Annotated in this window: 19 protein-coding genes and 2 pseudogenes; 14 read left to right on the top strand and 7 right to left on the bottom strand. The window is 50.9% G+C overall.

Annotation, left to right across the window (positions count from 1 at the left end; all coding sequences use genetic code 11):
• Window positions 1–123 precede the first annotated feature (123 nt).
• Window positions 124–963, bottom strand: a complete 840-nt coding sequence (locus ACKWMY_RS19170) for a PfkB family carbohydrate kinase (RefSeq protein ID WP_024530966.1) — start codon at window positions 961–963, stop codon at window positions 124–126.
• 373 nt (window positions 964–1,336) lie between these two features.
• On the opposite strand from ACKWMY_RS19170, the gene ACKWMY_RS19165 reads away from it, so the two are divergent.
• The 5 genes from ACKWMY_RS19165 (at window position 1,337) to ACKWMY_RS19145 (ending at window position 6,673) form a co-directional block, all read left to right on the top strand.
• Window positions 1,337–3,208, top strand: a complete 1,872-nt coding sequence (locus ACKWMY_RS19165; RefSeq protein ID WP_409486845.1) for a beta-glucoside-specific PTS transporter subunit IIABC — start codon at window positions 1,337–1,339, stop codon at window positions 3,206–3,208.
• Complete coding sequence (locus ACKWMY_RS19160) at window positions 3,205–4,620, top strand: glycoside hydrolase family 1 protein (protein WP_409486844.1); 1,416 nt, start codon at window positions 3,205–3,207, stop codon at window positions 4,618–4,620. The genes ACKWMY_RS19165 and ACKWMY_RS19160 overlap by 4 nt, the downstream gene beginning before the upstream one ends.
• Window positions 4,621–4,632: 12 nt before the next feature.
• A complete protein-coding gene (licT, locus tag ACKWMY_RS19155; RefSeq protein WP_024530963.1) occupies window positions 4,633–5,472 on the top strand; it encodes a BglG family transcription antiterminator LicT in 840 nt (279 codons plus the stop codon).
• A 113-nt stretch (window positions 5,473–5,585) separates the two neighbouring features.
• Window positions 5,586–6,155 (top strand): chromate transporter, encoded by a 570-nt coding sequence (locus ACKWMY_RS19150; protein WP_074031052.1) that lies wholly within the window; start codon window positions 5,586–5,588, stop codon window positions 6,153–6,155.
• Window positions 6,152–6,673, top strand: coding sequence for a chromate transporter (locus ACKWMY_RS19145; RefSeq protein WP_409486843.1), 522 nt, complete (start codon window positions 6,152–6,154; stop codon window positions 6,671–6,673). The genes ACKWMY_RS19150 and ACKWMY_RS19145 overlap by 4 nt, the downstream gene beginning before the upstream one ends.
• 800 nt (window positions 6,674–7,473) lie before the next feature.
• Here ACKWMY_RS19145 and ACKWMY_RS19140 read toward each other — a convergent pair.
• Window positions 7,474–7,881 carry a cupin domain-containing protein gene (locus ACKWMY_RS19140; protein ID WP_409486842.1) on the bottom strand — a complete coding sequence of 136 codons (408 nt, stop codon included), beginning with the start codon at window positions 7,879–7,881 and terminating at the stop codon, window positions 7,474–7,476.
• Window positions 7,882–8,105: 224 nt separating this feature from the next.
• Here ACKWMY_RS19140 and ACKWMY_RS19135 point away from each other — a divergent pair, with 224 nt between their 5' ends.
• Complete coding sequence (locus ACKWMY_RS19135) at window positions 8,106–8,702, top strand: histidine phosphatase family protein (RefSeq protein WP_065685800.1); 597 nt, start codon at window positions 8,106–8,108, stop codon at window positions 8,700–8,702.
• A 92-nt stretch (window positions 8,703–8,794) separates the two neighbouring features.
• Here ACKWMY_RS19135 and ACKWMY_RS19130 read toward each other — a convergent pair whose 3' ends face one another.
• On the bottom strand, window positions 8,795–9,568 hold the full coding sequence (locus tag ACKWMY_RS19130) for an AraC family transcriptional regulator (protein WP_098931062.1): 774 nt from the start codon (window positions 9,566–9,568) through the stop codon (window positions 8,795–8,797).
• Between the two features lie 61 nt (window positions 9,569–9,629).
• Between ACKWMY_RS19130 and ACKWMY_RS19125 the strand changes: the two genes are divergently transcribed.
• From ACKWMY_RS19125 to ACKWMY_RS19115, 3 genes are all read left to right on the top strand, one after another.
• A complete protein-coding gene (locus ACKWMY_RS19125; protein WP_409486841.1) occupies window positions 9,630–10,439 on the top strand; it encodes an alpha/beta fold hydrolase in 810 nt (269 codons plus the stop codon).
• Window positions 10,440–10,831: 392 nt separating this feature from the next.
• Complete coding sequence (locus ACKWMY_RS19120; protein WP_161711578.1) at window positions 10,832–10,996, top strand: hypothetical protein; 165 nt, start codon at window positions 10,832–10,834, stop codon at window positions 10,994–10,996.
• Complete coding sequence (locus ACKWMY_RS19115; protein ID WP_186579800.1) at window positions 10,993–11,301, top strand: colicin V family bacteriocin; 309 nt, start codon at window positions 10,993–10,995, stop codon at window positions 11,299–11,301. Before ACKWMY_RS19120 ends, ACKWMY_RS19115 begins: the two co-directional genes overlap by 4 nt.
• Before the next feature lie 118 nt (window positions 11,302–11,419).
• Here ACKWMY_RS19115 and ACKWMY_RS19110 read toward each other — a convergent pair whose 3' ends face one another.
• Window positions 11,420–12,325, bottom strand: coding sequence for a DMT family transporter (locus ACKWMY_RS19110; protein WP_196063061.1), 906 nt, complete (start codon window positions 12,323–12,325; stop codon window positions 11,420–11,422).
• 178 nt (window positions 12,326–12,503) lie between these two features.
• Between ACKWMY_RS19110 and ACKWMY_RS19105 the strand changes: the two genes are divergently transcribed.
• Window positions 12,504–13,373, top strand: a complete 870-nt coding sequence (locus ACKWMY_RS19105) for a helix-turn-helix domain-containing protein (protein ID WP_024530955.1) — start codon at window positions 12,504–12,506, stop codon at window positions 13,371–13,373.
• Window positions 13,374–13,391: 18 nt separating this feature from the next.
• Complete coding sequence (locus ACKWMY_RS19100; protein ID WP_161741228.1) at window positions 13,392–13,835, top strand: glyoxalase; 444 nt, start codon at window positions 13,392–13,394, stop codon at window positions 13,833–13,835.
• A 54-nt stretch (window positions 13,836–13,889) separates the two neighbouring features.
• Here ACKWMY_RS19100 and ACKWMY_RS19095 read toward each other — a convergent pair whose 3' ends face one another.
• Window positions 13,890–14,171, bottom strand: a complete 282-nt coding sequence (locus tag ACKWMY_RS19095) for a YjcB family protein (protein ID WP_024530953.1) — start codon at window positions 14,169–14,171, stop codon at window positions 13,890–13,892.
• 306 nt (window positions 14,172–14,477) lie between these two features.
• Between ACKWMY_RS19095 and mrdA the strand changes: the two genes are divergently transcribed.
• A complete protein-coding gene (gene mrdA, locus ACKWMY_RS19090) occupies window positions 14,478–16,403 on the top strand; it encodes a penicillin-binding protein 2 (RefSeq protein WP_409486840.1) in 1,926 nt (641 codons plus the stop codon).
• Window positions 16,404–16,501: 98 nt separating this feature from the next.
• Here mrdA and ACKWMY_RS19085 read toward each other — a convergent pair.
• Window positions 16,502–17,047: pseudogene (locus ACKWMY_RS19085) on the bottom strand (tyrosine-type recombinase/integrase); the annotation flags it as partial.
• A 447-nt stretch (window positions 17,048–17,494) separates the two neighbouring features.
• Here ACKWMY_RS19085 and ACKWMY_RS19080 point away from each other — a divergent pair.
• The gene (locus ACKWMY_RS19080; RefSeq protein ID WP_409486839.1) at window positions 17,495–18,742 is read left to right on the top strand and encodes an MFS transporter; all 1,248 of its coding nucleotides are present in this window, start codon (window positions 17,495–17,497) and stop codon (window positions 18,740–18,742) included.
• Window positions 18,743–19,302: 560 nt separating this feature from the next.
• Here the strand turns inward: ACKWMY_RS19080 and ACKWMY_RS19075 are convergent.
• Window positions 19,303–19,868 (bottom strand): annotated as a pseudogene (locus ACKWMY_RS19075) (phage portal protein); the annotation flags it as partial.
• 169 nt (window positions 19,869–20,037) lie between these two features.
• Between ACKWMY_RS19075 and ACKWMY_RS19070 the strand changes: the two are divergent.
• Window positions 20,038–21,756: a penicillin-binding transpeptidase domain-containing protein gene (locus ACKWMY_RS19070; RefSeq protein WP_409486838.1), complete on the top strand. Its 1,719-nt coding sequence runs from the start codon at window positions 20,038–20,040 to the stop codon at window positions 21,754–21,756.
• Window positions 21,757–21,758 lie beyond the last annotated feature (2 nt).

The raw sequence follows: 21,758 nt of genomic DNA, 5'->3' as shown, positions 1-21,758 counted from the left end.
AACCATGCTCGCCCTTGCAAGCAAGTTGAGCCAGTCGGTGTTCAAGGTGAATAACTCTACTTTCAGCTTTACTCGATCGGTCCCCTCTCCCTGTGGGAGAGGGTTAGGGCGAGGGGCATCACATCACTTCAGTGCCCGCAGGTGGCCGATCTCCTGCCAGCCGTGACGCGCCGCATCTTCCAATACCGCACATACCTCATGGATCGCAGTCGGCACTGCCTTGCTGAAAGATTCCCCCTGCAGCAAATGGGCAATTAACAGCGCAGTGAACATGTCACCCGTCCCTTTCACCGGCGAATCGATTTTGGCATGGGTGAAGCTTTGCGCCGCTTCAGCGGTGACCAGCAACAGGCCAACTTCCTGATCGCCGTTTGCCACGCCAGGTGCGCTGGTGACCAGTACCCACTCCGTATTGCCTTTGAGCAGCGCCCGTGCAGCCTGCTCGGTTTGCTCTCGCGTGCTTAGCGCCATGCCGCAAAGCTGCTCCAGCTCGAAACCGTTCGGCGTAAGGCCATGGGCCAGATTGAGGTACGGCGAACGATAACGTTCAACCAGACGTTTATCGACGTAAACCCCTTCGCCGTAGTCTCCCATCACCGGATCGATATAGATCTTGATGCCCGGATTGAGGGCAATCACCCGCGGCAGCCAGTCTGCCAGAATATGGCACTGCGCCACGTCACCCAGATAACCGATAATGATGGCCCGCGCGCGGCACACGACTTCACGGGCAATCAGATCTTCCAGAAAACCGCTGAACCATTCGCTGGAGATCGCTCCCCCGTGCGGCGCGCCGTAATAGGGCGGGCAACCAAACAACACGCTCGGTACCTGCAACACCTCCAGGTTCTTCTTCAACAACGTGCGGTAGGCAATGCCATTCCCCACGCTACCGTAGACCACCTGCGACTGAATGGTGATCACATCAATGGGTGGTGGCCGCAGTTTAGAGCCTTGTTGCATGTGGACTTCCTTGGTTCATTGTTATTCAAGCGCAACGGTCGGCAGAGGTAACTCGCCGAGGTAGAGAAGTTTAACCTATTGAAGGGCATGGCTACAGTAGGTCGCGGGAGAGTTTGATGATTTTTCGTCGGATCGCTTGCGATTTTTCCTGCGACTAATCGTGATGCGAATCACAAAGCTTACCGTTGCCGGTTGCCTGGAGATCGCGTCCGCGGTATTACTTGCGCCGTAGCGTAATAAGCTACTCAATCATTTTTATGATGGCGTGTTACTGCGCAAGCAGGCAAGACCAAAATAGAAATGCACTTCTTCTACCGAAGGGGAGCATTTTCATTTTGGTCTTTTTTTTTGCTTTTTTTGCCGGGGAAAACCTATGGATTATAACAAGTTGGGCTTGGACATATTGGCACTGGTCGGGGGAAAGGCTAACGTCAGCAAGCTGACGCACTGCGCTACCCGTCTGCGGATGGAGTTTAACGACGATAGTCGGGTCGATGCGAAAGCGATAGAAGCTTTGCCCGGCGTGATCAGCGTGGTCGAGCGCGGTGGCCAGTTCCAGATTGTGGTGGGCAACAACGTGCAGCAGACTTTCCGCGCGTTGCAAAAAGCGATTGGCCAACCGTTGGGCAAACCGGGTGGACAGCCGAAGAACAAGGCCAAGGGCGGTGTCTTTACGCAGATTATCAGCGTGATTTCGACCACCTTTACGCCGGTGATCCCGGCTATTACCGGTGCGGGGATGATCAAGGCGCTGCTGGCGATCCTCAAGTTAACTGGGGCGATCAGCGCGGCCAGCCCAACTTACCATCTGCTGGATACCATCGCCGATGCTGCCTTCTTTTTCCTGCCGGTGCTGCTGGCCTATGGGGCATCGATCAAGTTTGAGTGTAACCCTATTCTGGCCATGACCATCGCGGGAGCCTTGTTGCATCCCAATCTTGCCCAGATGCTGGCCGCCGGTTCACCAATCGATTTTATTGGCATCCCGGTGCGGTTGGCCGATTATGCCGGCTCGGTGCTGCCGATCATCTTCACGGTGTGGCTGATGTCTTATATCGAGCGCTTTGCCGAGAAAGTCTCGCCGACCATGATTAAATTCTTCACCAAACCGATGATCATCCTGCTGGTTACCACGCCGCTAGCCTTGGTGGCGGTAGGGCCGTTCGGTATTTTCCTCAACGATCTGGTGGCCAGCGGCGCGGCGATTATCGATGGCAAGGCCAGTTGGCTGATCCCGATGCTAATGGGCGGGCTGCAACCGTTCCTGGTGATCACCGGCACCGCGTGGGCGATGACGCCTATCGCTACCGGCCAGTTGAGTAAAAACGGCTTTGAGATGATTAATGGCCCCGGCATGTTGGCTTCCAACATCGCCCAGGGCGCGGCAACCCTGTGTGTCGCGTTCCGCACCAAGAATAAAAATCTGCGTCAGTTAGCCTCATCCGCCGGTTTCACTGCGCTGCTGGGGATCACCGAGCCTTCACTATACGGCGTCACGCTGAAACTGCGTAAACCGTTGATCGCAGCCATGATCGGCGGCGGCTGTGCCGGTGTCTACGCGGGTGTTAGCGGTTTGGTGCGTTATGCCTTTGTTTCGCCAGGGTTGGCGGCCTTACCCGCATTTATCGGTGAAAACCCGATGAATATCGTGCACGCCCTCATCACCTGCGTTATCGCCATTGTCGTGACCTTTGCCTTGACCTGGATCCTGGGCTTTGAGGATCCGGTTGATGAAGATGAAGAGGCGGCAGCAACAGATAGCGCTCCTTCCGAGAGCAATGCGATGCTGTTCAGCCCGTTGGCTGGTCAACTGGTGGCGCTGGAACAGGTGAATGACGACGTATTTTCGCAAGGGCTGTTGGGCAAGGGTGTGGCAATTGTACCTGAGCAAGGTGTGCTGCGTGCTCCAGTGGACGGGGAAATCGTGACCTTCCTGCCTTCGAAGCATGCCGTGGGCATTAAGGCCGATAACGGCATGGAAGTGCTGATGCATATCGGCATCGATACCGTCAATCTCAACGGTGAGCATTTCAGCTCTCAACTGCAGGTGGGCGATCGGGTGAAAAACGGTGATGAGCTGGTGCGCTTTGATATTGCCGCCATTACCGCGCTGGGTTACGACATTATCACCCCGGTGCTGGTGGTCAACAGCGAGCAGTATCCGCACCTGAGCTGCCGACAGCCTGGCCCGGTGAACTTTGGTGAGCAAATTGTCGCGCTGAATACCAAGGAAAAAAATGTATGATTTACCACCAGCTGAACGATTTTCCGCCTGGCTTCCTGTGGGGGGCCTCAACCTCGGCTTATCAGGTTGAGGGGGCATGGGACGAAGACGGCAAAAGTCCTTCCATTGTCGATATGCTCGATCATCCCGCCGAGACGGCAGATTTTAAGGTGGCCAGCGATCATTACCACCGCTTCCGTGAAGACGTTAAGCTGTTCGCCGAATTAGGGCTGAAGGCGTACCGTTTCTCCGTTGCCTGGACGCGCATTTTGCCCAACGGCACGGGCGAGGTGAATCAGCCTGGCCTGGCGTTTTATCGTGACCTGATCGATGAACTGCTCAAGCACGGCATTGAACCTGTGGTCACGCTCTACCATTTCGATCTGCCCTATGTGCTGGAACAACAGGGCGGTTGGAGCAATCGGCAGACCATCGATGCCTTTGTCGAGTATGCGGACGTGCTGTTCACTGCCTTTGGCGATAAGGTCAAATATTGGCTGACCATCAACGAGCAGAACACCATGATCCTGCACCCTGGTGCCATCGGGGTACCAAAGGGCGGCGAACTGCCTACCAAGCCGGTACTTTATCAACAGAGCCACCATATGCTGGTGGCGCAGGCGCGGGTCATGGCTTTATGCCATCAGCGCTGTCCCAAGGGGAAAATCGGCCCGGCGATCAATACCACTTCCATGTATCAGGAAACCTGCCATCCGTTGGATGCCATCGCCGCCCACAACTGGGAAACACTGCGCTGCTGGAGCTTTCTGGATGTTGCGGTACATGGCCGATACAATGCGTTGGCCTGGCGATATTTGCAGGATCGCGGCCTTGCCCCAGTGATTGAAGACGGAGACGCGGAGTTACTGCTGCAAGGAAAGCCGGATTATGTAGCGATTAACTACTATTCCACCGCCACCATCGCCGCCAGCCGTGGGGATGCCTCGGATATCACTGCTCGTGCGGGGGACCAGCAAATCATGCTGGGTGAGCCGGGCGTGTATCGGGCAGCTGAAAACCCGTATGTCGACAAAACGCGCTATGGTTGGGTGATCGACCCCGTGGGCCTGCGACTGACGCTGCGCAAGGTTTATGAACGCTATCATCTGCCGATTTTAATTACTGAGAATGGCATCGGTGCGCCGGACCAGCTATTGTCTGGGGATATCATCAATGATGATTACCGCATCGATTTCATGCGTGCGCATATCGAACAAATGCAGTTGGCGATTAATGATGGTGTCGATCTGCTGGGTTACTGCCTGTGGGCGGCGATCGATCTGGTCAGCACGCATCAGGGGTACGCCAAGCGCTACGGTTTTATCTATGTCAACCGCGGTGAACAGGATCTGCACGATCTGCGGCGTATCAAGAAGAACAGTTTCGCTTGGTATCAGCGCCTGATTGCCTCGAACGGCCAACAACGTGGATAACACAGTTTAATGATGAAAGTCGTCAAGGTGCTCAATAACAGCCTGGTGCTGTCCACCGACAGCGATAACCGCGAAGTTATCGTGATGGGCAAGGGCATCGGGTTTAACAGCAAAGTAGGGGATGTGCTGGCCTCGGCCAGCATAGAAAAAGTCTATGTGGTGCAGAACGGTCAAACCGGCCACGACCATCTACGCCTGATAGAGGCCACGCCGGAACAGCACATTGAGCTGGTGCAAATGATCCTCAGGCTGGCCAACAGCCAGCTTGGCGGCCGGGTCAACGAACAGATCTTTTTCACCCTGGTGGATCATCTCAGCTTTGCAATTGAGCGCTGCCGTAAAGGCATCATCATTCAGAACCGACTGTTGCATGAGGTAAAACGCTTTTATCCGCAGGAGTTTGCCGTGGCATTACAGGCGCTGGCGCAGATCAACCAGCGTTTGAATATCCTGTTGCCGGAGGCGGAAGCGGGGAACATTGCCTTTCACCTGGTCAATGGCCAGACCGACGTACAGAGTATGGAGCACACGCTGCTGGCGGTGAAGATGCTGAAGGATATCTTCAACATCATCAAATACCATTTTCGCATCGATATCGCCACGGATTCACTCAACTACTCACGTTTCCTGCTGCATATGCAGTTTTTCATTCAACGAATGATCGATAACAAACAGGTGAAGTCGAAAGACGATTTCCTGTTCTTGCAGGCGACGAAAGAGTATCCCGATGCCTATCGTTGCGCACTGGTGATCCGTGACTATGTGAAAAATCTGTTGGAAATGGAGATGTCCAACGACGAGCTACTGTACTTGGTCATCCACCTGACGCGGATTGTCGATCGGGACGATTAAGCTCGGTCTGCAGCGCGTTCACCGTAGCGATAATGGCTCTGAAATACATTAGACATCATGGCTTGGCCGCGTGCATTATGCCAGATAACAACTGAGATAATGTGGGAAACGCTATGTCGGATTCTAATGCGCTACAGGGCCATGAAGTTGCAAAACCACCAAGCAATACTCAACTGTTTACCGGTTTTCTGATGCTTGGCCTGATCGGCTTTGGCGGGGTGCTGCCGCTGGCGCGCAGCATGTTGGTGGAACAACGCCGCTGGTTAACTGCTGAGCAGTTCACTGAACTGCTGGGATTGTGCCAGTTCCTGCCGGGTGGCAACGTCATTAACCTTTCCGTAGCGGTGGGGATGGAGTTTCGCGGATTGCGTGGTGCGCTATGTGCCTTGCTCGGGTTGATCTGCGCCCCAACGGCGATTGTGGTCGGCCTGGGCGTGATTTATGCCCGCTACCAAAACGATGTCCATGTGCAACATGTGTTCGCTGGGTTAGCCGCAGCGGCGGCAGGTTTGCTGCTCTCTACCGCATTGAAAATGCTGTTGCCACTGTGGGGGAAATGGTTGCCATTAGCGATTGTTGCCATTGCTTTGGTGGCGATTGCCTGGCTGCGTCTGCCATTGCTGCCAACCATGCTGTTGTTGGCCCCGCTCAGTATTCTGCTTGCCTGGAGGAAACCTTCATGATGGCGGTGTTAATCTCATTGGCGATCATTTTTACCGAGCTTTCGCTGATGGCGTTCGGTGGCGGCTTTACCATTCTGCCGGAAATGCAGCGCCAGGTGGTGGAGGTGCATCAATGGATGAGCGCCCAGGAATTCAGCGCGTTGTTTGCCATGGCGCAGGCGGCTCCGGGGCCGAATATGATGATCGTGCCGCTGATTGGTTGGCACGTCGCGGGCTGGGCCGGGCTGTTAGTTTCCTCTGTGGCCAAGTTTGGGCCGTCGTCCATCGTTACCATTTTGGTGATGAGAGCATGGCGGCGTTTTAAAGATAAGCCCTGGCGGCGTATCGTGCAGCTTGGGCTGGTGCCGGTGACGGTCGGGCTGGTTGCCGCCAGCGGCGTGCTGATTGCCCAGGCTTCAGCGACCAATTGGCGGTTAGCAATATTAATTGTGTTAGCGACGCTGCTGAGTATGAATAAACGTATTCATCCATTATGGATCCTGGCGGGCGGGGCAGCGCTGGGATTAGTGATTGGGTGACGCCTTAACGTTCTGAAGGGAGCCGCATGCTGCGCTCCTACGTAGCGATATATGTCATTATATTTATCTTAATTAATTGGTGACGTAATTAAATTAACTAAATTATCTAAGTAAACCACAAGGATAATAATTCACAACGTTTTTGTGATTAAACTCTAAAATTAAAAACCCCGCTTTTGTTTTATATTGATAATTTCATGATGATGAGGTGATAATCAACTCGCTGTACTCTGTTATATTATCAATAACAAGGGGTTTTCTATGGGACTGTTAGGGCTTGAAATGTTGGGGCAGATATCTGACGGTCGAGGAAATAATGGCGGTGACCGTTCCGATAACAGTGGATGCCTCAACGAGGGAAGTAACGGGAGAGGCAACGGAAATGGCGGTAGAAGCGGCAGTGCCGGAAATAACTGGGGTTCTAACGCTGGCAGTTCATGCTCATGGTAGTCAACTAACATAAACCTTTTAAATGAATGTATACCGGTTATGTCTGACTGGACAAATTTCATGAAAGCAATTGTACGTATACTTGCGTCTTTGGTTAGCTTTTATCTGGCTGCAGCTTTATTAAAAGGGGCCTGCGTGTGGTCGTTGGGTTGGTATGCTGCACCAGCCAATATTTCTCACTTACTGGTTTCTCTCTCGTGCTGTTATGTAGTGGCGAAATTGGTTTTTTGTGTAGTGAACTATTTCTACCCGAAGTAGTAAGCTGTAACCGGTTCAGCACGTAGGGGCGCTGCAGGCTGCGCCTGAGGTTATTAATCTCAAGCCACCCGTTTTGGCAGGTGGCTTTTTTATCACGGCAGTTGACGGTAATCCTCATCGGATACCGGTTCCAACCACTCATTGGAGGAACCCTCGGCCGGGACCACCACGGCAATATGCGCAAACCAGCTATCCTGGGCTGCACCGTGCCAGTGTTTGGCTCCTGCCGGGATATTGATTACGTCCCCGGCGGTAAGTTGGCGAGCCGGTTTATTCCACTCCTGATACCAGCCGCGCCCCCCGGTCACCAGCAGGATCTGGCCGCCCTGATGGTGGATATGCCAGTTATTCCGACAGCCTGGTTCAAACACCACATTGCCAATGGCTACTCCTTCGGTGGTCAACATGTTCAGGTAGCTGGTGCCGGTGAAATATTGCGCATAGGCGTCATTTTTTGGCCCTTTGGGGAAAATACCGTTACCGTCAAATTTCTCGCTCATTTCGTCTCCGCCGTCAAATTACGCCTGCTTTCAGGAAGCAATCAAAAAGGGTGGCCGATGTGCTTATGGCCGACAGGAGGAAGTGTATTACAGGGCCGATTCAATGATAAGGTAGCTAAATATGCATACACCTATGCAAATAATTCATTAGTCATGACAATGACCTGCAAGTATGCGGCCTTAGCTGGCAGTGCTCTTGAGGGTAAATATGGGTGGAAAGAACCATGAAGCAAGCGTTTAAAAACGGCATATTGGCATTACTGTTGTCCAGCGTGGCAGGGGCCGCCTGGAGTGAGCAAACCCTGGTTTTCGTTCGCCACGGTGAGAAGCCAGACAACAACAGTGGTCAGCTGACCTGCAAAGGCTTTAACCGCGCCTTGGCACTGCCGGAGGTCTTAATCTCCCGCTTCGGTAAACCCGAAGCCATTTATGCCGCAGGCCCCAAGAAAAATAAGCTGGGCAGCTCCATGCGGGCATTGACCACGATTACCCCAACGGCCATTCGGCTCTCACTGCCGGTGAATATCCAGTATCACGCCGATGACATTGCTGATTTGCAGACGGCTCTGCTGGACGATCGTTTCCGCAATGCCGTGGTGTATGTCTCTTGGGAACATCACAACTTGGTGCAGGTGGTAAAAAACATTATCACCGCAGAAGGGGGCGATCCCCAACAGGCGGCCAAATGGCCGGGCAGTGATTTTGACAGTATCTATGTTCTGACGATTGACCATGACGCGCCCGCCAACAAGATCCGCTTCGAACATCAAACCGAAGGGCTTAAGAATGTCGCGGATACTTGTCCAACCGGAATGAAGTGACAATATCAGTGCAGAAATGCAGTCGTCGGAGTCACTAGGGGCGCGGTACGGCGCCCCTATCCATTTAGAAACATTACCCCTTTGATTTTTCTCTATTTCTCAAGGTATAGGCTGGGTGGCACGCCAAGTACACGGCGGAATAGTGCAGTGAAGGCACTTGAACTCCCATAGCCAAGGTCCAGCGCAACGCGAGTAACCGATTCCCCATTGTTAAGGCGGGTGATAGCCGCCAGCAAACAGGCTTGTTGGCGCCACTCAGTAAAGCTCACGCCAGTTTGCGTTCGGAACACTCTGGTGAAAGTGCGACGACTCATGCCTGCCTCCGCAGCCATTTTGTTGATATCGATAGAAAGAGATGGGTTTTCAATCAGTTGACGGCACAGTCTGGCTAAACGAGGCTCGTCGGGTAACGGAGTATTTAGCAACAGAGATGGCATAGCGGCAATTTCATCAAGCAACAGAGACATAATCTTGCCTTCTCTATTATTCAGGTCATAGAGCGCTGGCAAATCCACTGCCTGTACTAACAGGTTCTGTAGCAGGGGGGATACTCCAACCACCCGACAGCCATCGGGTAGTCCTGCGGCGCGGGCAGCGTCCGGGGTAAAAAATGCGTTCAACATGGTGACAGGGCCACGCATATGCATCTCATGGTCGATGCCAGCAGGTATCCAGCATGCCCGCTGTGGTGGAACAACCAGGTTTTCGCGCGCCGTGAACACGCTGATCGTTCCGGAGGCGGCATAGGCAAACTGGCTGCGACGATGTGTATGGGAGGGAAAAGTCGAAGACGCCGGGTAGTCATTTGCGGTGACTACGGCAATTCGTGGGATGTCTTCGTAGGGGGCGAGTAACGTATTACGCATGGCCCAAACTCTATAATAATTGACTCAATATTGAAAGCGAGCTGGTACTGCGGATCCTACAATGGCCACGGTAACAAAATCATCTGGCACATTCAGTTTATTAGGAGTCGATATGTCCAACACGTTTCACCGAGTAGGTAATGGTCCACATTCTGTCATTGTTCTTCACGGGTGGTTTGGTGATTGCCATGCTTTTGCGCCAATGGAGGACGCCCTCAGCCGCGACGAGTTTACTTATATCTTTATGAACTACCGTGGATACGGGAGCATGAGCTCCGCCGCTGGCACTTATAGCATGGATGAAATTGCGATGGATACCTTATCCCTTGCAGATGAGCTTGGATTCGACACGTTTAGCTTGGTAGGCCACTCGATGGGAGGAATGGCAATTGAACGTGTAGCGACTTTGGCCCCTGAGCGCGTGCGTATGTTAGTGCCTGTCGCACCGGTTCCTTCCTGCGGTGTTGCTTTCGACCCTGTAGGGCAAGCATTGTTTAATGGTGCGGCTGATAGCATCGAGAATAGAAGGAACATCATCCATCGTAGTACTGGACAGCGCCTTTCACGAGCGTGGATCGACTGGAAAGCTGAGTATTCAATGGCGCATTCGTCCAGAGCCGCTTTTGCCGCTTACTTGAATGCATGGAGCAACACCGATTTCAGCGCGGAGGTACAGGGTTTACCACACAGGGTTAAGGTGCTGATCGGGGAGCATGATCCGACATTCAACACAGATCTGATGCGTTCCACCTACCTTGCATGGTATCCAAAGGCTGAACTGGAAATACTTGAGAATGCCGGTCATTACCCAATGAATGAAGTACCGCTCGCCTTGGCAACGAGTATAGAGAACTTCCTACGGCAGGCCTAATTTTTGAGCGCAGCTAAAAAGCCTTCGGGGGGTGACAAGGTTTTAGACCATGGTTATCGATTTATTTTCCGCTGCTTACTTTGATTGTTGCTAATAAAATTACCATATCGCTTTAACGGTTTTCATTATAGGAATGATTAATAGGCATTTACTGTCGAATAAAAAATAACTTGACCTTGATAAAATAATTTAGAATGATAGTCATTATCAACTTCTGGATGGTTATTCTGTGATGACATCATTTGAGAAATGAGTAGATAGGTTATATCACAAACCTTAGCACCTTCAGGCATTTTTATAATACCTGAACAATCTCTCTTATTTTTATGATTTATTGAAATCAATATTGTAATTTTAAAAACAAGTTCATTACTTACATTTCAGGGGGGTTAATGAAAAATATTCTATTTATCTTTTTTTGTGTTTTTCTTGGCGTTGCCATAGGTTCTATTGCGAGAAGTTTTAACGCGTCTCCGTTATTTCAGTCCTTGGCTATTTCTACTGGCATAGCAATCGTGATGTTTATTTATTATCAAGTGACAGGAGTTTTTAAATGAAAGTCTTAAACTTTGATGAAATTAATATGGTTTCAGGTGCAGGAAATGTAAACTGGGAACAAGCAGGTAGAGAGGTTGCCGTTGGCGGAGCCACAATCGCTGGCACGGCATTCGGAACGGGTTTGGCTGGCCCATTAGGGCCGGCAATTGGACTAGCCGCAGGGGTTGCGGTGGGAGCATTATATGATGCTGCAGGAAACCAAAACGCCAGTGGGCCAGCCTGGAATGGAATTTGTCGACCTAATAAGCCATTAATATGCATGAGTAAACAAGGTCAATACGAATCCTACTGCAATGGGCTGTAATCTTTCGTGATAGGGGGCAATCATTGAGGTGGTTTACATCACACCTCAATGATTTTTGTGTTAATTCATGGATTATCTTAAGTGGGCAACGGTATCTCGACGCTTATCTTTAATACCGTCACTGAACCCCACGTTTCCATCGATATAGATTGAACATCCCCGGCTTGGAAAACATCACCAGGTTGCCCAGCAGGATCAGGCACAGGCCAATCACCGCATTCAGATGCCACTGGTAACCCTCATACAGAGTGGAGATCGTTAGCGCCACCAACGGGAACAGCAAGGTGCTATAGGCGGCGGCCCCTGAGCCGATGCGGCCTAGCAGGGTGAAATAGGCGGCAAAGGCGATCACCGTGCCAAAAATCGCCAGATAGAACAGCGATCCCAGATAGCGAGTGGTGAATTCGAGCTGCAATGAATCGCCCTGTGCCAGTGCGATGGCAAACATCAGCAGTGTGCCGTAGCTCATGGCGTAGGTATTGGTGGAAAGCATATCCAGCCCACGGCGTTGGTGGCGCGTGCTGAGCATGTTCCCCAGCGAAAAACCGTAGGTGCCCAGCGCGCTCAACCCGATCCCTTTAAGCAATTCTGGCGCCATCTGGGTCGCCATCAGATCCTGCCAAAATAGCGCCACGATGCCGGTCATGCCTAACAGTGCCGCAGGCAGCAGATTCGGGCTGGGGCGTTGGCGGAAGAAAATCATGCTGTTAACCGCGTTGAACAACACCGCCATCGAGAAAATCACCGATTCCAGCCCGCTGCTGATATAGGCCGCCGCCAGGTAGAAACAGTAAAAGTTAAAGCCAAACACACAGCAACCCTGCAACATGCAGAACAGGTGGTCCCGCAGGCTAATGGCCCGCAGACGGCGTAGCGCCAGCATGGCTAGCCACATCACGGCGGCAGCAAGCAAGAAACGGTAACCGATCGACACGGGGATCGCCACCGTGCCTTGTTGCAGGGTAATCGCAATCCAGGTGGTGCCCCAAATCAGCACAACGGCAAGGTACAACAGCGTATTCATGAGTTCTCCTGTTAATGATGACAGGAGTATTCATCTTTTAGCGCCGTAACGCTTTCAGCCTTTTGCGGCCAATTGCATATTCTTGCGCTTTTTTTGTTAAAAGCGCCCGGTGACAACTGGCATCCCGCGCCGCCACTCTTTAAACTGGAACGGCTTGGATCACAGGAATAGGGCAGCTATGGCATACCTGGCATTTGAAACATTGCACCAACATAAAGCCCGGTTGCACAACAGCGTGCAGCTGGGATCTGGCGTGCAATTGGCGGCCTGGTCAAACTGCAATGACCGTATCACCCAGGAAAGTGCCGATCACCACACCCTCAGCCTGTACGTGGCGGATGGTTATGAGTGCTATCAGAAGGTGCCAGGGGGGTGGCAGAACGGCGGCGGCCCGGATCGCTTTTGCATCATGCCGCGTCATTACGAATCCACCTGGGATGTACGCAGCAATCTCTCCTTTGTTCATCTGTATTGTACCGACCAGCATTTGCGCCATTTGGTAGAGCAGACCTGGGATCGCAGCCCGGCGTCCATCAACGTAGAGCCGCTGTCGTTTGCGGAAGATCCGCAAATCACGCTGCTGTATCGCCAGTTTTTACTTAATCACAATTGGCAAGACAGCGCCAACCAACTGGCACTGAGCAGCGCCTCCACGCTGTTGATGTCGCATATGCTTCAGCGCTACACCCAGTTGCAATGGCGGCTGCCTAGCGTGCGTGGTGGGCTGGCACCGGCCGTGTTGAAGCGGGTGCAGGAGTTTATCTATCACCATCTCGATCAACCATTGGTGCTGGCAGACTTGGCTGCTCAGGCGGAATTGAGCGAGTTTCATTTTGCCCGCATGTTTAAACACAGCACCGGGCAGGCACCACATCAGTACGTGATGCAAGTGCGTTTGCAACAGGCGGAGAAATTACTGCGCAACACGCTGATGCCGCTAACCCAGATTGCGCTGGACTGCGGCTTTAGCTCGGCCAGCCATTTCAGCCACCGTTTCAAGGCATTCTATGGTCATACGCCGATACGGCTGCGGCAGCAAAGCCGTTAATCCCTGAGGAGAAAGGATATGGAACAACCATTTTGTGGTGTTGAGGTACTTTTTGTCGCGGGTTTTGGCCCGATCACCCAAAACACCAGCCAAAGTGCCGCGTTTTATCAGCAAGCGCTGGGGTTGCCGCTCAAGCCAATGGAAGGGAATGCGGACTATCTGCTGACCGAGCACGATGCCTTGGCCGGGGTGAAGCACTTTGCGTTGTGGCCTTTGGCGCAGGCTGCCAAATCCTGTTTTGGTCAGGATCAGTGGCCACAAGATTTACCGGTGCCGCAGGCGTGGATGGAGTTTGACGTGGCGGATATGGCGAAGGCCACCCAAACGCTGCTGGATCAAGGCTATCAACTGCTGGTAGCCAACCGTTTGGAACCGTGGGGCCAGAGCGTCACCCGTCTGTTAAGCCCGGAAGGCTTGCTGGTTGGCGTGACTTTAACACCCTGGATGCGGGCTAACCCATAACCCACTGGCTACCTATGGCACAGCACCATCGGCGGATGGTGCCAAGAACGGTGGTTATGGCAAGGGGAAGGCGGTCGGGTTTTGGCTCATGACATCGATGAAGACGTCCTTGAAAGAGGCCCAGAAATGCATAATGCCAGCCAGGTTGAAGGACATGCCCATCAGCCCCATCACAAACCAGCAGCTAGTGAACAGCCCCAGACTGCTGAACACAAACGCCATGCCGTTACGGCTGGCCTTGCGGCACACCACATTCAGTTGGCTGGCCAGAAACATCATCACTGCGCTCAGCAATTCCCAGCGCATCATAATAAAGCCAGTGGCTATGGTACTCATCGGTGGTGATCCTTTGCTACAAACGCCGCATCTATCTCCTGGTATCAGACCCTGGGGAAGAATGCGCATTGATAGACGGTGGTTTAGGTTGTTGGTGTGATCTGCGTCACATTGTAGCATCGGAATAATGGGTGTCTCAATAGTCGTCATGGCCTGTCTGACAAATCACAGCAACATTCCAATATGTTGAAACATTTATGCCAAGTCATTAGCAACCTTTTAATGTGGCTCCAGGGTTATTAACGCTATGCTGGCCGGCTTTTCGCACCCATTATAGCTATCAGTCAGGCAGGTAAGACTCCGCGCATGGCCCAATTAAAAGATCCTTTCCGTGACCATCCCGCCGAAGAAACGTTGTTTATTCGCCGTGCCTGCGTGGCGATGGTGTTGGTCGTCGCCTGTTTTGGTTTGCTGGTTTACAACCTTTATCAGTTGCAGATCAAACAGCATGCGTTTTACCAGACTCGCTCTAATCAGAACGATATCAAGATGCTGCCGATTGCCCCTCATCGTGGCCTGATCTTCGATCGCAACGGCATCCCGCTGGTGCGCAACATACAGCTGTATCAGATTGAAGTGACCCCCAGCAAGATTGCCAATATGGCAACGCTGTTGCAAAACCTGACGCCTATCGTCGATCTGACGCCGGATGACATCGCCTCATTCCGTGACGATATGCACCACAATAGTCGCTACAAGCCCGTCACGCTGAAGACCGGACTTAGTGAAACCGAGGTGGCTCGTTTTGCGGTAAACCAGTATCGCTTTGACGGTGTAACCATCGAGACCTACCAGCAGCGGCAATATCCTTACGGGGCACAGTTGGCGCACGTGGTAGGGTATGTCTCGCGCATTAACGATAACGATGTTAAAAAGCTGGAGCAGCAGGGATTAGCGCAAAACTATGCGGCCGACCACAATATTGGCAAACAGGGGCTGGAAGCCTATTACGAGAAAGAGCTACACGGCACCACTGGCTATCAGGAAGTGGAGGTGGATAACCACGGGCGTATCGTTCGCCTGCTGAAGGAACAGCCGCCCCAGGCGGGCAAAGATATTTATCTGACGCTGGATCTGCACCTGCAACAGTACATCGAAGGCTTGCTCAAAGGGCAACGGGCGGCGGTAGTGGTCGCCGATCCGCGCGACGGAGGCATTCTGGCGATGGTTTCCAGCCCTAGCTACGATCCCAACCCGTTCGTCAAAGGTATTGGCTATCAGGCCTACAAGTCGCTGCTCAGCAACCCGGACTTACCACTGATTAACCGCGTGACGCAGGGGCTATACCCGCCAGCCTCAACGGTAAAACCTTATATGGCGGTATCGGCACTGTTTGCCGGTGTCATCACCCCAACCACCACTTTCTTTGGCGCACCCACCTGGACCCTGCCGGGAACGCAGCGGCACTATCGCGACTGGTTGAAAACCGGGCACGGCCTGCTGAACGTCACCAAGGCGATCGAGGAGTCAGCCGATACCTTCTTCTATCAGGTTGCCTATGAGATGGGGATCGACCGGATCCATCAATGGCTAAGCCAGTTTGGCTATGGCAAGGCGACGGGAATCGATCTAAACGAGGAATATCGCGGCGTTCTGCCGAGCAGGGAATGGAAGCAGCGGGTACACAAAAAAGGGTGGTACCAAGGTGATACCATCTCGGTGGGTATTGGCCAGGGGTATTGGGTCGCTACGCCGCTCCAGATGGTGAAAGCACTGACCACGCTGATCAACAGCGGCAGGGTGAAAACGCCGCATCTGCTGTATTCGATGAAGCAGGGCCGGGAAGTCGAACGCTATCAGCCACCAGAGCAGGCCGTACAGATTGGCGAGGCCAAATCGCCGTATTGGGGGATTGTGCGCAACGGTATGTATGGCATGGCGAACCTGCCTAACGGGACCGGGTATAAACTGTTCCATACCGCGCCCTACCAGATAGCGGCCAAATCGGGGACGTCACAGGTTTTCAGCCTGAAAGAAAACCAGACTTACAATGCCAAAATGATCCCGGTACGCCTGCGTGACCATATCTTCTATACCCTGTTTGCGCCGTATAAAAACCCGCGGGTGGCAATGGCGCTAATTTTGGAAAATGGTGGTGGGGATGGCGTAGTTGCAGGGCCAACGGCCAGGGCAATCCTGGACCATATTTTCGACCCGGTCAATGCGCCTACGCCGGGGGATAACGACGGTAGCCTAACGCAGCTGGGAGACAGTGACGATGTGCAACATTAAACGCGTATTTCTCACTACAATAATAAAATCAATAAGTTATTGATTTTATAACTGGTTGCTAAGGTGGTGACGGGTGAGGAAATACGGGGTTTGCCTATCTATGCCGCCACATTGTCGCCACTTGGCATCGTCGCCAGCGGGTTAAACTGTAGCGCTGTTTCGAGGTGCTTGGGGGCCAGGTGAGCGTAGCGCATAGTCATATTAATGTCGTAGTGGCCGAGGATGCGTTGCAGTACCAGTATGTTACCACCAGACATCATAAAGTGAGCTGCAAAGGTGTGGCGTAATACGTGGGTAAGCTGCCCTTTGGGTAACACGATGCTAGTGCCCTCGATTACCGACATAAACTTAAAATAGCACCTGCCGAACAGGCGGCCATCCCCAATCTTGTGTAGCTTGTTATAAAGCTCCTTGCTGATCGGGACGCTGCGGTTCTTCTTTCCTTTGGTTCTAACAAACGTGATTTTATGTGGCGTTACCTGAGAGCGGGTAAGGTTCTCAGCTTCCCGCCATCTTGCCCCGGTACTCAGACACACCTCAACGATCATCGCTAGGTCAATGCTGTGTCTTCTGCACGCGGTGAGCAGTTCCGTGATTTGTGCGTGGGTAAGCCAGGCCATTTCCTTTTCGGCAACAGTGAACTTGCTCTAGTATCGAGCATAAGAAACAACTGTTAGTAGTAATTTGTATACAGCAAACCTAAAAACGTGTAGCCCATTTTGGGGAAAACGCCATTTACATTGACATGTTTATATAAGATTAATCACTAAATTTAGCGTAAACAGTCCTAATGATTACTTTGCCTTAAAAAAATATCAATAAATATCAGTATGATAAAAAACACTTTCAGACTAAAGCTTTCAAAATCACTAAAATTTAATATTAAAGTCCAATTATTGTTGATTTTTTGGTTCTTTATTCTTTAGATATTCTTATTTTACTTTTTTTTAGAGGTAAATTTCATTTTCTATTGAGCATTTAAAAAACTATTGAATTGTTTCGCTAATCATATAGTCTCGAATCATAATGATTTTTAACAATTTCTTATCATTAACCAAGCATTCACTTCTACATGAAGAACGTCAAAACTAATGAGCCAAACTAATATAAATGTATCTGAAAGCAAGAAAGAAACGGGGCTAATACATCACATAACACTTGTGATAGGCTTAGTGTGTGTAGGTATTGGACAAACTCTACTTTATACGATCCTTGGTCCTGCAAGTAGAGAAATTGGTCTAACAGAGTTTAATGTAGGTTTGATTGTAACGATTGCAGCGTTAGTCATAACTTTATGCTCTGGTGTGTGGGGTAAGTTGATAGGGGCGTTTGGTAGCAGGAATTCATATTTAGCAGGAATGATTTTTTATACCATTGGAACATTACTTTTAGCGTTCGTGCTGAAATTTAGTTTAAATCATTATCTTAGTGTCGCTGGAGCATTTCTTTCTCTACTAATAATAAGATGCATGACAGGTGCTCTAACTGCGGGGATTCATCCCTCGGCTATGACCTATATTGCAGAAAACACAAATCGGACCAATCGAGGTGCTGGAATGGCGTTAATTGCTTCAGCATATGGTATTGGCTCTGTAGTTGGTCCACTATTAGGCTCATCATTAGGTACATTTTCATTACTACTGCCAATTTATGTTGCTGCTGCAATTTCGTGTATTGGGACTATTTTAGGCTTCATTGTCCTTGCGCCAAGTGAGTCTACACCATCGATGATGAAAGAGAACAATACAAGCATTAAATTAACAGATGCAAGAGTACTACCAATTTTCATTGGTGTAGCATGTATATACATTGCATTTTCCGCATTCCAACAAACAATATCATTTTATATACAAGATATATTCTCTTTTGACCCAAAAGAAACTGTCGCTAAAACAGGGGTTACAGTATCTATAATGGCTATTGTTATGGTTGTTGTTCAATTAGGATACATTCAGGTATTTAAACCATCTGTGAAGTCTCTTTTATTTCCAGGGTGTGTTTCATGCGTTTTGGGTTTTAGCGGCATAATGTTTTCTAACAGCTCTATTGTTATAGTTAACATATCTGCCGCAATGCTAGGTATGGGATTTGGAATGATGATTCCATCAATACAGTCAGCAGCATCGTTGGCGGTAAATCATGACGAGCAAAGTGGCGTTGCTGGTTTCCTTTTCGGTGCATCCGCTTTTGGCTACGTTTTAGGTCCATCAGTAGGCACATTAATTTATAGTTTCTCTCATAATTTTCTGTTTGTTTTCGCTATTGTCTCAATTGTTTTGTCAACGTATTTTACTGCGAAAGTTGTTTACCAAAAAAAAGAAAATAAAAGTATCAAGTGAATTCAATGCCTTATGTACCTCAGGTGTTGTCAGTAGGTGTATTAATGCACTAGTTAATATCAATACTCATCATAAAGGACAGACCAAATGCAAACAAATCGTATTGTGGGTAAAGCAGCAGAAACCAAGCCAGCCCGCATGGCTGCGGAAACCAAACCAGCTCGTATGGTTTCCGAAGCTCGTTTTAATATGGCGTTTGCATAATCTATAAAACTATCACAAGGCTCTTAAACATCGAGGGCCTTTAATAAGGACTAATTATGTCAAAAAAAGTGAATTTCTAACTAATGGTGTTACAAAATTGGCTTTTTCATTTGATGCCCTAGAGCCTATAAGAAAATTATATTTAGACATCATGCGAGACTCTTTGGAAGCCAAAGTGGATATTGGCATAAAAGCGCATGAGGATTATAGCGAAGAGTTTAACTCAGTTAGCATGAGATGGTATTTCGCTAAGTCGCCAGAGGCTATTAAAATTTCCGTGATGTCCTTGATGGCTGTGAACTAGCACTAAGTCGTGATATCATTGGAAATGATCGCGGTAATATGCGAGTGATAGAAAAGCGGCTTGCTTCTTTCCCAATCCACTTATTAACCTCCTTAATTCGTTCCTGTAGCGGTGTCAGTTCGTTGCGTACAAATGCCTGAGCCGCTTTTTCACATCCCCAAAACCCCCTGTATTATTGGGAATGGTCCTCATCATCTGTGGCGGTACGTGGTGTGCACTCAACAGGTCATCCCGGCTGGAGTTCTTGATATTGAAAAAATCATCCTTGGTGGCGACCTCACTCAACGGCAAAATCTTTATGCCATCCGGCTTTCCGTTCGGAGCGTACATGAACAGATTACGGAAGTTACCTAGCCCTTAAGTATCGCGCATTGCCTGACGCATCCGGTCTACGCCACTGGTGCTTTGTGCTGCATCGGTCATATACAGGATGTAACCGGCGTGCGCGCCGTTCTGATGGAATAGGGCTGCTTCGTTGAGCCATGCGGAGTTAAGTGCGCTGAAGTATTCCGGTAGGCCATACAGTTCCTGGTTAACATCGGGTTCAATCAGATGAAACACGCTGCCTGGTGCGAACTGGTGCGGTTCCTTCCAATCCTGCACAAACCAATAGGTATCTATCGCCATTCAGTCAAATGACGATCCCTAAGTGACTGTTTTAAACAGCTGTAAAATTAAAGCAACAAAAAAGCGTTTGTTTTTACTTTCTTACAAACTGCAACCTTCAGGCAATCTGACTCAGGTTAGACTTAGCTGATAAATAATAAGTTAAATCGCAGGCTTAACAGTGGCTCCTCCAACCAAGAAAAATGGTAAAAACTACTCGACGGCGCGTTTTGGCTGGATTTGCGCGGGCATCTTGATCTGCTTTTTTCTCTTGATGTTCCGGGTCGGCTATTTACAGTTGCTGGAACACCAACAGTTGGCCGATCAGGCTGACCAGCGTTCCATTCGTACCCAGGTGGTGCCCACCAACCGAGCGATGATCACCGACCGTAATGATGCGGCGCTGGCGGTCAGCGTCTCTTCCAAAGATATCGTGTTGGACCCCAAACATATCCTCGACACCCAAACCGATACCAGCACCGAGCGCTGGCAGAGTTTGGCCAACGTGTTGAAAATGCCGCTTGCTGATGTTCAGCATCTGATCCAGGCCAACGCTCGTAAGCGCTTTGTCTATCTGGCTCGGAAGGTGGAGGATGACAATGCGGCCTATATCAGCAAGCTGCACCTGACCGGCGTTAGCACCGAGCAGGACTTCAGCCGTTTCTATCCCATGGGGCAAGACGCTGCCGGGCTGATTGGCATTGTGGGGCAGGATAATCAGGGGCTGGAAGGGATTGAGTTGGGTTTCAACCCGTTGTTGCAGGGTAAAAACGGCCTGCGCGTTTATCAGAAAGACGGCAGCGGTGCGGTCATCGGCGTGATTAAAAGCGTTGACCCAGTGCCGCCACCGAACGTGACGTTAAGCATCGACAAATTTATTCAGTACGTGCTGTTTTCCCAGATCCGCGATGGGGTGATCGCCAACCAGGCCGATTCCGGCTGTGCTGTGCTGGTGAAGGTGAATACCGGTGAGATCCTCGGCATGGCCAGCTATCCTTCTTTCAACCCTAACAACTACGCCAATACGCCGGTGAAAGACATACATAATGTCTGCAGCAGCGACAGCTTTGAACCCGGCTCGACGGTTAAACCGGTGGTAGTCATGGTGGGGTTGGATCATAAGCTGATCCGGCCAGATACCGTGCTGGATACGACGCCTTATACGGTGAACGGCCATCTGATCAAAGACGTGGGCCATTGGTCGAAACTGACCATTACCGGCGTACTGCAAAAATCCAGCGATATTGCGGTTTCGCATATTGCGTTGGCGCTGCCTGCCACGGTATTGCCCGCCGTTTATCGCAGTTTTGGGCTTGGGCGGCCAACCGATCTGGGGATTGGTAACGAAAGTAGTGGTTATTTGCCGGCTCACCGCGCACGCTGGGCAGATATTGAACGAGCCACCTTCTCCTTTGGTTACGGTTTACGCGTCACGCCGCTGCAGATGGTGCGTGAATATGCCACCATCGGTTCATTCGGTGTTTATCGTCCGCTTTCCATCACTAAAGTGACGCCGCCGGTCATGGGGCAGCAAATCATGTCCGCCGAGGTGGTAAAAACCGTGGTGCATATGATGGAGAGCGATGCGTTGCCTGGGGGGAGTGGCCTAAGTGCCGCAGTGCCTGGCTATCGCCTGGCGATCAAGACGGGTACTGCAGAGAAGATGGGGCCAAACGGCAAGTATGATGGTGGCTATATCAACTACACCGCAGGCGTGGCACCGGCCAGCGATCCGCAGGTGGCCCTGGTGGTTATGGTTAATAACCCCAAGGCAGGCAAACACTTTGGTGGCTCGGTGGCGGGGCCGGTATTTGGCAAGATTATGGCCCAGGTGCTGGAGCATATGAATATCTTGCCCGATGCTCAGCCGTTGAAGGTGGTGGCAGTAGCCAAGGGCTGAGG

This window comes from Serratia sp. J2, from assembly GCF_046269175.1.
Taxonomy (GTDB): Bacteria; Pseudomonadota; Gammaproteobacteria; order Enterobacterales; family Enterobacteriaceae; genus Chania; species Chania fonticola_C.
This window is presented reverse-complemented; position numbering and strand designations above follow the sequence as displayed.

What these genes read in the sequence shown, in the direction of transcription:
- ACKWMY_RS19170 (WP_024530966.1), bottom strand. Translation starts at nt 963, where the DNA reads ATGCAACAAGGCTCTAAACTGCGGCCACCACCCATTGATGTGATCACC.
- ACKWMY_RS19165 (WP_409486845.1), top strand. Translation starts at nt 1,337, where the DNA reads ATGGATTATAACAAGTTGGGCTTGGACATATTGGCACTGGTCGGGGGA.
- ACKWMY_RS19160 (WP_409486844.1), top strand. Translation starts at nt 3,205, where the DNA reads ATGATTTACCACCAGCTGAACGATTTTCCGCCTGGCTTCCTGTGGGGG.
- licT (WP_024530963.1), top strand. Translation starts at nt 4,633, where the DNA reads ATGAAAGTCGTCAAGGTGCTCAATAACAGCCTGGTGCTGTCCACCGAC.
- ACKWMY_RS19150 (WP_074031052.1), top strand. Translation starts at nt 5,586, where the DNA reads ATGTCGGATTCTAATGCGCTACAGGGCCATGAAGTTGCAAAACCACCA.
- ACKWMY_RS19145 (WP_409486843.1), top strand. Translation starts at nt 6,152, where the DNA reads ATGATGGCGGTGTTAATCTCATTGGCGATCATTTTTACCGAGCTTTCG.
- ACKWMY_RS19140 (WP_409486842.1), bottom strand. Translation starts at nt 7,881, where the DNA reads ATGAGCGAGAAATTTGACGGTAACGGTATTTTCCCCAAAGGGCCAAAA.
- ACKWMY_RS19135 (WP_065685800.1), top strand. Translation starts at nt 8,106, where the DNA reads ATGAAGCAAGCGTTTAAAAACGGCATATTGGCATTACTGTTGTCCAGC.
- ACKWMY_RS19130 (WP_098931062.1), bottom strand. Translation starts at nt 9,568, where the DNA reads ATGCGTAATACGTTACTCGCCCCCTACGAAGACATCCCACGAATTGCC.
- ACKWMY_RS19125 (WP_409486841.1), top strand. Translation starts at nt 9,630, where the DNA reads ATGGCCACGGTAACAAAATCATCTGGCACATTCAGTTTATTAGGAGTC.
- ACKWMY_RS19120 (WP_161711578.1), top strand. Translation starts at nt 10,832, where the DNA reads ATGAAAAATATTCTATTTATCTTTTTTTGTGTTTTTCTTGGCGTTGCC.
- ACKWMY_RS19115 (WP_186579800.1), top strand. Translation starts at nt 10,993, where the DNA reads ATGAAAGTCTTAAACTTTGATGAAATTAATATGGTTTCAGGTGCAGGA.
- ACKWMY_RS19110 (WP_196063061.1), bottom strand. Translation starts at nt 12,325, where the DNA reads ATGAATACGCTGTTGTACCTTGCCGTTGTGCTGATTTGGGGCACCACC.
- ACKWMY_RS19105 (WP_024530955.1), top strand. Translation starts at nt 12,504, where the DNA reads ATGGCATACCTGGCATTTGAAACATTGCACCAACATAAAGCCCGGTTG.
- ACKWMY_RS19100 (WP_161741228.1), top strand. Translation starts at nt 13,392, where the DNA reads ATGGAACAACCATTTTGTGGTGTTGAGGTACTTTTTGTCGCGGGTTTT.
- ACKWMY_RS19095 (WP_024530953.1), bottom strand. Translation starts at nt 14,171, where the DNA reads ATGAGTACCATAGCCACTGGCTTTATTATGATGCGCTGGGAATTGCTG.
- mrdA (WP_409486840.1), top strand. Translation starts at nt 14,478, where the DNA reads ATGGCCCAATTAAAAGATCCTTTCCGTGACCATCCCGCCGAAGAAACG.
- ACKWMY_RS19080 (WP_409486839.1), top strand. Translation starts at nt 17,495, where the DNA reads ATGAGCCAAACTAATATAAATGTATCTGAAAGCAAGAAAGAAACGGGG.